The following is an 11,989-nucleotide window of genomic DNA, read 5'->3' as shown; positions in this document are numbered from 1 at the left end:
CAGAAGTTCGATACAGAGAAGCTGCGTGAGGTTATCAAGGTGATCCGTGTTCATAGTCAGGATGAAATTGAAATCGAATGGAATTTTGACGATATTTTTTCAGAACAGAGATAACTTGAGCAGGACAAGAATGACTTATCAAAAGATAATAAAGGTGCTGGGACTACCTGATGGAAGCGTCAGATAGTCTTCGGCAGAAAAAAATAAAATTTTTTTTGTCCTATACTTGACACATCCACATGTTTGCAGACACACGTTCTGTTCCAATATGGCGAAGTCGGGAATGAATCCAAAGACGCTTCAATATATTATGGGGCACAGTGAGATCGGTGTTACTTTGAACACTTATACGCATCTGGGATATGAAGATGCCGAAGAAGAAATGCAGAAAATAGTAGATGTAGCTTCTAAGAAATCGACAACGCACCGTAAAAAGTGCGTGTCGTAAATCTTTTGAATTTACGACAGAATTTACGACAAATGATGGCAAAAACAAGCTAAAATAAGCGTAGTTATACTAAGAAATGGTTGGATTGCCTCTGTCGTAGAAATGCCGGAAAGTGGCGTAAAATCAAGGAAAATCAGCATTTTTAAGGAGTTTTAGAATATATGATAAAGGTACTATTCATTTGCCACGGCAACATCTGCCGCAGCACCATGTCCCAGTTTGTTTTTCAGGATATGGTCAACAAAAAAGGTCTCACTGACCATTTTTATATTAACTCAGCTGCCACCAGTCGGGAGGAAATCGGAAATGGTCCTCATTATGGGACAGTAAACAAGATGAAACAGGTTGGGATTCCGGTTCTTCTCCACAGGGCTGTTCAGATGACAAAAAAGGATTATCGGGAGTATGATTATCTGATCGGCATGGACGAGGCAAATATTCGAAATATGATGCGGATTGCAGGCGGTGACCCGGAGGGGAAAATTCATATGTTACTTGATTACAGTGATTCACCAAGGGCTATTGCGGATCCATGGTATACAGGAAATTTTGACGTCACATATGATGACGTTGTGGAAGGATGTACTGCCTTTTTGAATTATCTGGAGGAAAGAGGCAGGATTTTTTGAGTGGAATAATGCGAAATCAGTCATGTACGGAGAGTGATGCCTGTAAAATCATGGCACAGGCTGCTGCTGCCTGTCACAGAATAAAATAAAGTGTTTGTTTGGCGCTGCCGGAGGGAGAATTTGTCGATGAAAAATTCTTTACATCCGGCAGTATTGCTTATATACTGATAGCAGAGCAGCTCTTTTGGGAATCAAATCCCATTCTATTTTCTTAGCTGTAAATGAGTAAACATCAAACAGCGCATAATAGAAACTGCAGTGTGTGCATATAAGAACAGGCAGCTTTTATAGATAGACTGTATAGGGATAATGAAATAAAAAATTCGTGTGATTTTCCCAATGTGCTTATTTACAGTTCTTAAAACGTAATCAGACCTGGAAGGTCTTATTACCGTATCTAATCAATATCATGGGTGTTTCGCCCGGGCTTACAGGAAAGAATGAGGAGTATAAATGCAGGAAGGTTATGAATGTTTTGTAGAGGACTTTCGCCAGAGGCTTCTGGAAGCCACAGGATTTGGGGCAGAAAGAATTTATTATAAGAAAAAGGAAGAGTACCCGGTTACGCCGGGGGACCGATTGTTTATAAAGCGCAGGGAAGCCGGGGAAATTGCAGAAATCTGTGCACTGTATATTTCAGATCTTTATGAAGAATATTGCCAGGGAGCAGAGATAGAAGAGCTTCTCGGTGATGTTATGAAACGGCTGGAAAGTTTTTCGAAAACAGACATTGCTAAAAAGGTTAAACTTCTGAATGATTATGAAAAGATAAAAAAAGAGCTTTTTATCCGGCTTGTAAATGTACAGAGGAATAAAAGTGATCTGGAAGATGCTGTGTGCAGAGTTCTGGGAGATATTGCAATGGTTCTTTATGTAAAGATGGGGGAAATGGAGCATTATATGACCAGTATGAAAATTAAGCGGCATATGATAAAAAACTGGAACAGGGAAGAGGATGAGATATTCAAAGAAGCTCTTTTGAATACATATTTCATTTCGCCTCCAAGAATTTACTGTTGGGAAAAAATGATTTTTGACCCAAGATATGACGGGGAAAATTTTATGAATATACTTGCTGATTATCCCATCAGAAAGGATGCAATAGGAAATTGTCTGAGTACGGTAAGAAGGACAAACGGTGCAGTTGCAGTTTTTCTTCCGGGAGTAGCAGAGCGACTGGCAAATCTTTTTCAGGGAAGCTTTTATCTGGTGTTTACCAGTATACATGAAGTGATGATTCATAATGCAGCAACTGCAAAACCGGAGGATCTTCGCAGAGTTCTGGAGGATACCGTAAGGGATACCACGCCGGAAGAGGATTTCCTGACACTTAATATTTATTTTTATGAAAGGGATACAGGCCAGTTCAGCCTCTGTCAGACACAGGAGGCAGAAGAAGCCTGATATTTTAGAAAGGCAAAATGCACTGGTTCTGATGAAAAGATAACGCAGGGGAAAAGTATGCATATACTGTCATAAAAGGAATATCAGGGGGAAACACCTTTGGCATATAAAATTGTACTTGACGCAGGACACGGCGGAGGTGATCCGGGAGCTGTTTATCAGGGCAGACAGGAGAAAGATGATGCGCTCAGACTCACCATGGCTGTAGGAGAAATTCTGGAAAGAAACGGGATTGATGTGGTGTATACCAGAACCGAAGATATATATCAGACTCCATTTGAAAAGGCAAAACTTGCAAATGAATCCGGGGCGGACTATTTCATTTCTTTTCACAGAAACAGCAGTCCAAGAGATAATCAGTATCAGGGCGCTGAGGTGCTGGTATATGACCGCAGTGGAATAAAATATGAGATGGCTGAAAATATACTTGGAGCGTTGGGGGAGGCTGGATTCCGTGAGATAGGCGTTAAGGAACGTCCCGGTCTGGTGGTGTTAAGGCGCACAAAAATGCCTGCACTTTTGGTTGAAGCTGGATTTTTAAATACAGATTCAGATAATGAGATATTTGATCAGCAGTTTGAGAATATGGCGGAGGCCATAGCCGGAGCGATACTTGGAACGCTGACTGGGGAGACAGCAGAAGCTCCGCTTTATTATCGAGTACAGACTGGAATCTTCAGAAAACGGGAAAATGCAGACAGAATGCTGTATCAGCTAATGGAACAGGGATATCCGTCCTTTATCCTGGAAGACAACGGTCTCTATAAAGTGCAGACAGGAGCTTTTCAGCAGATAGGAAATGCAGTGGATATGGAACAGAGATTGCGCGATGCAGGATATAGTACTATAATTGTAACAAAATAAATGTTAAGTTTCATTTTGTTTACAGCAAAAGGGCACAATTTATTTCGACATGTTTGTGATAAGATAAGTTTTGATAAGGAATTTTCAGTTTTTTGTAAATTACGGTCAGATACCTGGTGTGCTCTTAAAGTATAAACATGACAAAATAAATATTACAAATAAACAAATGCTAAATTTTGTGCAATATAGCTTTTAATTAATAAGTAAATACTGAAATTTTGCATAAAAAATTGTAATATACGGATATGAAAGAATTGTCAGAGTTTATATGGGTATTATATAGAGATACACAGATGAACCCTTATTTGATTTTTGGAAAATGCATATTTATAGAAGAATACGTGAGAAGAAGAAAGATAAACTATATAAGGATAAACGGAAGAATTTTTGCAGGATTTCCGGAAAGTAAATTGATAGATAAAAGCCTTGTAGTAGGAGGAAAGTACAAATGACAGAGTATGAGAAATTTTTGCAGGAACTGGAAACATTTATTTTTGTGGAAAACAAACCGGAGAAAGCAGATATTATTTTTGTTCCGGGAAATGGCTATCCGCAGATGGCAGAGCAGGCAGCCATATTATATAAGGAAGGAATTGCCCCCTGTGTTCTTCCAAGTGGAAGATGCAGCGTTATGCTGGGAAAGTTTGCGGGGGTTCAGGCAAAAGCTGATAAATACTATGAGGAGTATCAGACAGAGTGGGATTTTCTGAAGGATGTTCTTGTAAAAAACGGAGTCAATGAAAATGATATTTTAAAAGAAAACCGTGCTACTTTTACCTGGGAAAATGCAAAATATTCCAGAATGGTTACAGATGGTAAGGGAATATCTGTAAAAAAAGCTATTATATGCTGCAAAACCTATCATGCCAGAAGAGCGTTGATGTATTATCAGAAGGTATATCCGGAAACTGAATTTCTGGTATGTCCTTCTGAGGCGGATGGAATTAACCGCAGAAACTGGAAAAATACAGAAGAAGGAATTCAGGCAGTCACCGGGGAGGCTACAAGAATCATAAGCCAGTTTTCTCTGATGATGGAATAGAGTAAAAGGACCGAATTATACAAGGGTCCTTTTTTACTGTACAGCAGCTGGAATTTGTGGGTGGAATCATAATGCACTATAATCGATAAAAGAACAAATTTGAAAAAAAGAACAAAATCATCACAAATTTGTCTTTACAAAATGCACATATAGAGCTTACTCTCTCTTTTGTGTCCGTATATTACGGATTCTATTGCGCAGAATTCGATATTTACTCATTTATAGCTATAATTATAAATGAGTAAATACAGGATAAAATTCCATAGCTACAGGCAATCTGGAATGCATTTTTACCTGATGCTATGGATGAAGTGATACAGTATTGTACCACTTTAGACCAGATTACTGAAAACAGGAGAACAGTGATACAGTACTGTATCAATTTTCGGACAAGATTCCACAAGCTGCTATGGTATGTTTTTGCAAAAATTCTGAGATATCCAGGTCAAAATGCCATTATGGCAGAAATATTGTAATTCATCCGGTTCAGATCACAGAGAATGAAGAGAAAAGTGATACAATACTGAAACATAGCCAAAACATGCTAAAAAATTATATTTTAGGGGTGTCGAAAAAAATAGAACTATGATATAATACCTATGTCGTAATGTGAAATATTCTGTTACGAAATGTTTACAAAAACATAAAAATCTGATATATTAAAAACGAATGAAAACAGAAAATCTGTTACAAACAGTTTTCGGTTATAAAATAGATGAAATTAATGATTATTTATTGATGTTGATAATAGATGAGGTGTAATAATGAAAAAAAATAACGGTAAGAGAAATGTACAGTTTTTGGCAGCAGCGGCATTAACAGCAACATTAATGGCAGGGCAGGTCCAGCCGTCGGCAGTTTACGGAAGTGAAACCATTCAGGTCAGCAGTCTGATTCCGGATAATGTGACAGTGGAACAGCCGGTACCTCTTTCCGAGATTTCTCTTCCATCCAGTGAATATGGCATTTTATCATGGGCTGACGAATCAAGCGTACCGTCTGAGCGCGTACAGTCTTATGATGTTGTTTTTCGTCCCTATAATCAGGCAGATCTTTCCAAAATATCCGGCTGGGACGGAAGTTCTGATGTGATCTACAGCAGTGTGACAGTAGTAGTGAGCGGTATCGAAGAAAATGAATCCCAGGAAGAGGAATGGTCTGAGGATCAGGACGACAGCCAGTGGGAGGAAGAAAACAGCGGCACAGAAGAGAATGACAGCCAGGAATCAGAAGACCAGAACACTGGCTCCGAGGGCGAAGATACTGGTGAATCTGACTCAAATGGACAGGAAAACGAGGGCTTTCAGCAGAACAGTGGCGGTGATTCTGCAGATGAAGACAACAATAACTCTAACGGAAACCAACAGTCAGAAGAGGAATCTCAGCAGAACAGCGATTCTACAGAAGAGAATGGCAATCAGGAGTCCGAAGACCAGAATGCTGGCTCCAAGGATGAAGATACCGGTGAATCCAATGGAAACGGACAGGAAAACGGTGAGTCAGAAGGGGAGTCTCAGCAGAATGGAGAATCCCAGGATAATGCCGGAGATAAGGAAGATATGCCGGAAACAGGGGAAAAACCAGAGGTATCTGTAACCCCAGAGCCAACCGTAACACCGGAAGTATCAATAACACCCGAACCAACCATAACACCAGAAGCATCAGTAACTCCGGAACCAACTGTAACTCCGGATGCCGATAAGGATAATATTTTTGAACAGGAAGATCAGAAAGACCAGCGTCCGTCAGATCTGGAAGGAAATCTTACAGAAGAAGAGAAGGAAGAGCTGGCTGCTGCAAACCATACCAGCAACGGAATTTCTGTGTCTGGAATCAATCTGCCATGGTATGTTCAGTTCAGAGCAACCAGCGGAGAGGATTACCAGTTTACAAATGAAAACGAGGCCAATCTGTTTAAATCCTATGAATTTGAGCTTTGGGATCTGAGAAACAATACAGAATATGAAATTCCGGACGGAGAGTATATCAGTGTGACAGTTCCGGTAAAAGAAGGTTATACATACACCATTGAGCATCTTCTGGACAGTGGGGCAATGGAAACGATTGTTCCCAGTGTGGAAGGAAGTACTATGGTATTCAGCACCCATTCTTTCAGCCCCTTTGGTATTGCAGGAAGCAAACCTCTTGTAGGAGGAGAAATTCAGGAAGACGGATACGGGGATTTAGTGCCGGTTGCAACAGTAACACCTACGGCTGCTGCAGGAGTAACAGCAGTTCCGGAAAAGGATGACAGCAGCAGTGTACAGAAACCTCAGGATAACAGTAAGGATTCTGACAAACAGACAGATACATCAGAGGACAGCAGTAAAGAAGCTGAGGAAAATGATGGCAGTTCCAAATCTGCGGTGAATACAGGAGACAACACAATGATCGCGCCTTTTATAATTCTGGGTGTGGTAGCTATTGTGGTAGTAGGTGTGATTATTTACTTCAGAAAGAAAAAATAAATCATAGTAAGGCATAAGAAAAAAGCCCTCCCATATAATGTTATGGGGAGGGCTTTTTTATGAAAACAAAAACTGTTTTAAGATCATTGTTTCTTGCATATGGCCTGACAGGTGTCTGTCTTCTGTTTCTGGCATTCCTGGTATTTCAGTTTGATTTGGGACTGGCGCCGGTATCAGCGGGAATTGTGGCAGTGTATGTAATCTCCTGTCTGGCAGGGGGCTTTATGGCAGGAAAAATCATGCGAAAGGATAAATATTTCTGGGGGATTTTAGTAGGCCTTGCATATTTTATACTTCTTGTTTTGGTATCCTTTGCCGCAGAAGGAAAGTGGGATATGTCTTTTCAGCATTTGCTGACTACTTTTTGTATGTGTCTGGGCGGAGGGGCTCTTGGAGGCATGCTGGCATAACCTAAAAAAAGACTTTTATTTGAGAGAATTTTATGCTATACTATGCCCAGACAATTATATATACATAAGGAGGATATACAATGGAGCATATCAAAACATTAAATACAAAAAATCTGCAGAACACAGTGAAAAAAGGTGGATGTGGTGAGTGCCAGACTTCCTGCCAGTCAGCATGTAAAACTTCCTGTACTGTAGGAAATCAGAGCTGCGAGCATAAATAAGGCGGAGTTCAGGGAAGTCAGTTAAGCAGCGGGTGAGTCCGCTGCTTATTCTTTTTATTTACCGGGAAAGCAGTGTGTTTTGTACTAACTTCCCTGGTAAATAAAATATTCTGCGGGAATGTGACCGGATGCACGAGGAATATAAGCGTTCATGGCTGCCTGCATCTGACCAGAAAAGCAGAGTAAGTCTCTCAGAGCTTGAGAGATTTAAGGCGTTCCAAGCGACTCCGTCCGCTTTGCGCGCAGAAAAGTGTTTTATAAACTGTAAATGAAAAAGAATGCAGAACTCAGTATTTACTCATTTATGGTTGAACAGATAAAAGTGTACGGAAAGCAGACAGATATGCTTGAAATAAAAAAAGCGGATCTGGGAGGCTGAGTGTACAGTCCCTGAGAATATAAGAGGACAGGGAACCTGCAGAAAAAGTTCACCTGACTTCTGAAGTGAGTTCAGGACAGATGAAATCTGTCCTGGATTTTTCAGGTATAATTTACAGGAAAGGATTTCAAAAAAATGAGTCTGATTCACAGATACCAGAGCAATGGATATAATATTGTTCTTGACATTAACAGTGGATGTATTCACCTGGTAGACCTTGTAACCTATGAGGTTCTGCCATGCATGGAGAACGAACTGTCAACAGAAGAAATCGTGGAAAGGCTGAAAGACAGATTCAGCCCGGAGGAGATCAGAACTTCTGTTTCGGAATGTGAAAAGTTGAAAGAAGAGGGAATGCTTTTTACCAGAGATATTTATGAAAGCGCAATTGACGAGTTTTCCAAAAACAGCCGTCCGGTTGTAAAAGCGCTTTGCCTGCACATTGCCCATGACTGCAATCTTGCCTGCCGCTACTGTTTTGCGGAGGAGGGAGAATATCATGGAAGAAGAGCCCTGATGTCCTTTGAGGTTGGAAAAAAGGCCCTGGATTTTCTGATTGCCAATTCCGGCTCCAGAAGAAATCTGGAGGTGGATTTTTTTGGCGGCGAGCCGCTGATGAACTGGCAGGTGGTAAAAGATCTGGTCAGATATGGAAGAGAGCAGGAAAAGCTTCATAACAAGAAATTCCGCTTTACACTTACAACCAACGGCGTTCTTCTTGATGATGAGGTAATGGAATTCTGCAATCGTGAAATGTCCAATGTTGTTCTCAGTGTAGACGGCCGTAAAGAGGTACACGACTATATGAGACCGTTCCGCAAGGGCGCCGGAAGCTATGACCTGATCATGCCGAAATTTCAGAAATTTGCGGAATCCAGAAATCAGGACAATTATTATGTAAGAGGAACTTTTACTCATCATAATCTTGATTTTTCAAAGGACGTTCTTCATCTTGCGGATCTTGGATTTAAACAGATTTCTGTTGAACCGGTAGTGGCTCCGGACGAAGAAGAGTATGCGATCCGCAAAGAAGATATTCCTCAGATTCTGGATGAATACGATGCGCTTGCAAAAGAGATGATCAAACGGGAGAAAGAAGGAAAAGGCTTTAATTTCTTCCATTTTATGATTGATCTTACAGGCGGTCCCTGTGTGTATAAGCGTCTTTCCGGATGCGGTTCAGGAACAGAGTACCTGGCAGTGACTCCGTGGGGAGATTTTTATCCTTGTCATCAGTTTGTGGGGGAAGAAGAATTCCTGATGGGAAATGTAGACGAGGGAATTACCAGACCGCAGATTCGTGAAGAGTTTAAGGGCTGCAATGTTTATACAAAGGATGACTGCAAAGACTGCTTTGCCAGATTTTACTGCAGTGGGGGCTGCGCAGCCAATGCATATCACTTCCAGAAGGACGTAAAGGGCAGTTATGAGATTGGATGCGAGCTTCAGAGAAAGCGTGTGGAGTGTGCGATCATGATCAAAGCTGCACTTGCAGAGTAAGTGTTCATAAAAATCTGTCCGGCAGTTACTGACTGACGGAAGGGCTGGGAATGAGACGCTGATGATCAGTTTTTTATACGGACAGGAAGTTCGGAAAAGAAAGCCGACACACCGGCTGCTCCATTCTGATACAGCCTGAGTAATAAGATGGATAATTCCTTACGGACTGTAAGGGATATTACCCATAAATATATTGTAGTAGAAGGGAAAAACAATGAAGAAAAAAAGAGGAGTCATTGTACTGGTCCTGACTGCGATCATTACGGTTTTTCTGTGCTATACTGCAGCTGTGGGTCTGGGTCCTACCGGAACCGGAGCGGCAAAAAATATTAAGACCGGTCTTGATCTGTCAGGCGGTGTAAGTATTACTTACGAGGCAAAGGACAAAAATCCGAGCAAGGAAGATATGTCAGATACTGTTTATAAAATGCAGAAGCGTGTGGAACAGTACAGCACTGAGGCGCAGGCATATCAGGAAGGTGACAACCGTATTACGGTAGAGATTCCCGGCGTAACAGATGCGGACAAGATTCTTAATGATCTTGGAAAGCCAGGTTCTCTGTGCTTTATCGAACAGACAGACAAGGATGGAAACCAGAACTTTGTTGCCGGTGAGAAAAACTATGAGCTTACAAGAAGCCTTGATGACATCAGAGAAGCCGGTTCGGTAGTACTGGAAGGTACAGATGTTGCAGATGCAGAAGGCGGTACTTACCAGAATGAAAACGGCGCAAGAGAATATGCGGTAAGCCTGACACTTACAAAGGAAGGCAAAAAGAAATTTGCTGAGGCAACAGAGGCAAATGTAGGAAAGCAGATTGCAATTGTCTATGATAATGCTGTTTTGAGTGCGCCTACCGTACAGGAAGCGATTACAGGCGGACAGGCAGAGATCAACGGAATGGGCGGTGTAGAGGAAGCGCAGAATCTTGCATCCTATATCCGTATCGGTTCTTTGAGCCTGGAACTTGAAGAGCTGCGCTCCAGCGTAGTTGCAGCCCAACTGGGAGAAGAAGCAATTACAACAAGTGTGGTTGCAGGAGCAATCGGTCTCGTGATCGTAATTCTGTTTATGATCTTTGCATACAGAATCCCCGGACTGGTGGCGGCAATCGCTCTGATCCTCTATACGGCAATTGAGCTGATCACGCTGAATGCTTTTGATATTACGCTGACACTTCCTGGTATTGCAGGTATCATTCTGGGTATTGGTATGGCAGTGGACGCCAATGTTATTATCTATGCCCGTATCCGGGAGGAAATTGCATCAGGCTCTTCAGTAAGAACAGCGATCAAATCCGGATTCAGCAAAGCATTCTCTGCGATCATTGACGGAAATGTTACAACTCTGATCGCGGCTCTGGTACTGATGTGTCTGGGCTCCGGAACAGTAAAGGGCTTTGCCTACACGCTGGCGCTGGGCATTGTAGTATCCATGTTTACAGCCCTGGTCGTTTCAAGACTGATTGTAAATGCTTTGTATGCGGTAGGTATTCAGGATGAAAAATTCTACGGAAGAGCAAAGCAGAGAAAATGCATTAATTTTGTTGGAAAGAAAAATATTTTCTTTATTATTTCTCTGATTCTGATTCTTGTAGGACCAGTATCCATGATGATCCATCAGAAAACAGATGGAAGTATTCTGAACTACAGTCTGGAATTTTCCGGCGGAACTGCAACTACAGTTACCTTTAATGAGGACATGGATATCAAAGAAATTGACTCGGAGGTAACACCTGTTGTAGAAAAAGTAACCGGAGATAAAAACGTACAGCCTACCAAGGTTGTGGGAACAAACCAGGTGGTTATTAAGACACGTGCTCTGTCTCAGGCGGAAAGAGAAAAACTCAATCAGGCAATGGTTGATAATTTTGATGTAGACCAGACTCTGATCTCCACAGAAAGTATTTCTTCTACAGTAAGTTCTGAAATGAGACAGGATGCTTTTGTGGCAGTTGTTGTTGCGACTCTGTGTATGCTGGCATATATCTGGATCCGTTTTAAGGATGTCCGTTTTGCAAGCAGTGCGGTTCTGGCTCTTGTACATGACGTACTTGTTGTATTTGCCTTTTATGCCCTTGCGCGTATCTCTGTTGGAAATACCTTTATTGCATGTATGCTGACAATTGTAGGTTACAGTATCAATGCAACCATTGTTATTTTTGACCGTATCCGTGAAAACATTAAGAAAATGGGAAGCCGTGCAGATCTTACAGAGATTGTCAATGACAGTATCACACAGACGCTTACCAGAAGTATTTATACTTCTCTGACAACCTTTGTTATGGTAGCAGTGCTCTATATCATGGGCGTATCTTCTATTCGTGAATTTGCGCTGCCTCTGATGGTAGGTATTGTATGCGGAGCTTATTCTTCTGTTTGTATTACAGGTTCTCTGTGGCTTGTGATGAAACGTGGCTTTGGAAAAAACAAGGTTCAGGCTGTTGCTTCAAAGAATCCGGATGTGGAAAATAAAAGTGCGGATCAGACATCTGTGAATGGTCAGAAACAGCCAAAAAAGAAAAACCGTAAAAGAGTAGCGGAACGTCTTGCAGCTCAGGAAGCGGAAAAAAACGCAGAAGAAAATAAAACAGAATAAAACAGGATTGTCCCGGGGCAGCAGG

10 protein-coding genes and 1 pseudogene are annotated in these 11,989 nt (G+C 41.5%); all 11 read left to right on the top strand.

Features of this window, described 5'->3' with window-relative positions:
• Window positions 1–235 precede the first annotated feature (235 nt).
• Window positions 236–448: pseudogene (locus tag QVP40_RS05895) on the top strand (tyrosine-type recombinase/integrase); the annotation flags it as partial.
• 161 nt (window positions 449–609) lie between these two features.
• Window positions 610–1,077, top strand: coding sequence for a low molecular weight protein-tyrosine-phosphatase (locus QVP40_RS05890; protein WP_022067563.1), 468 nt, complete (start codon window positions 610–612; stop codon window positions 1,075–1,077).
• A gap of 453 nt (window positions 1,078–1,530) precedes the next feature.
• Window positions 1,531–2,481 (top strand): DUF5688 family protein, encoded by a 951-nt coding sequence (locus tag QVP40_RS05885; RefSeq protein ID WP_022067562.1) that lies wholly within the window; start codon window positions 1,531–1,533, stop codon window positions 2,479–2,481.
• Between the two features lie 99 nt (window positions 2,482–2,580).
• Window positions 2,581–3,345, top strand: coding sequence for an N-acetylmuramoyl-L-alanine amidase (locus tag QVP40_RS05880; RefSeq protein WP_022067561.1), 765 nt, complete (start codon window positions 2,581–2,583; stop codon window positions 3,343–3,345).
• 293 nt (window positions 3,346–3,638) lie between these two features.
• Window positions 3,639–3,797 carry a hypothetical protein gene (locus tag QVP40_RS05875; protein ID WP_288200344.1) on the top strand — a complete coding sequence of 53 codons (159 nt, stop codon included), beginning with the start codon at window positions 3,639–3,641 and terminating at the stop codon, window positions 3,795–3,797.
• The gene (locus QVP40_RS05870) at window positions 3,794–4,387 is read left to right on the top strand and encodes a YdcF family protein (RefSeq protein ID WP_022067560.1); all 594 of its coding nucleotides are present in this window, start codon (window positions 3,794–3,796) and stop codon (window positions 4,385–4,387) included. The genes QVP40_RS05875 and QVP40_RS05870 overlap by 4 nt, the downstream gene beginning before the upstream one ends.
• A 764-nt stretch (window positions 4,388–5,151) precedes the next feature.
• Window positions 5,152–6,855 (top strand): hypothetical protein, encoded by a 1,704-nt coding sequence (locus QVP40_RS05865; RefSeq protein WP_022067559.1) that lies wholly within the window; start codon window positions 5,152–5,154, stop codon window positions 6,853–6,855.
• 59 nt (window positions 6,856–6,914) lie between these two features.
• Window positions 6,915–7,265, top strand: a complete 351-nt coding sequence (locus QVP40_RS05860) for a TIGR04086 family membrane protein (protein ID WP_022067558.1) — start codon at window positions 6,915–6,917, stop codon at window positions 7,263–7,265.
• Between the two features lie 80 nt (window positions 7,266–7,345).
• Window positions 7,346–7,486 (top strand): six-cysteine ranthipeptide SCIFF, encoded by a 141-nt coding sequence (gene scfA / locus QVP40_RS05855; protein WP_015524633.1) that lies wholly within the window; start codon window positions 7,346–7,348, stop codon window positions 7,484–7,486.
• A gap of 514 nt (window positions 7,487–8,000) precedes the next feature.
• Window positions 8,001–9,365 carry a thioether cross-link-forming SCIFF peptide maturase gene (scfB, locus tag QVP40_RS05850; protein WP_022067557.1) on the top strand — a complete coding sequence of 455 codons (1,365 nt, stop codon included), beginning with the start codon at window positions 8,001–8,003 and terminating at the stop codon, window positions 9,363–9,365.
• 214 nt (window positions 9,366–9,579) lie between these two features.
• Window positions 9,580–11,964 carry a protein translocase subunit SecDF gene (locus QVP40_RS05845; RefSeq protein WP_022067556.1) on the top strand — a complete coding sequence of 795 codons (2,385 nt, stop codon included), beginning with the start codon at window positions 9,580–9,582 and terminating at the stop codon, window positions 11,962–11,964.
• The last annotated feature ends 25 nt before the right edge of the window (window positions 11,965–11,989 follow it).

This window comes from Blautia sp. CAG:257, assembly GCF_000433815.1.
In the GTDB taxonomy this organism is placed as follows: domain Bacteria; phylum Bacillota; class Clostridia; order Lachnospirales; family Lachnospiraceae; genus Blautia_A; species Blautia_A caecimuris.
The sequence above is the reverse complement of the archived record's forward strand: the minus strand, read 5'-3'. Positions and strand labels throughout refer to the sequence as shown.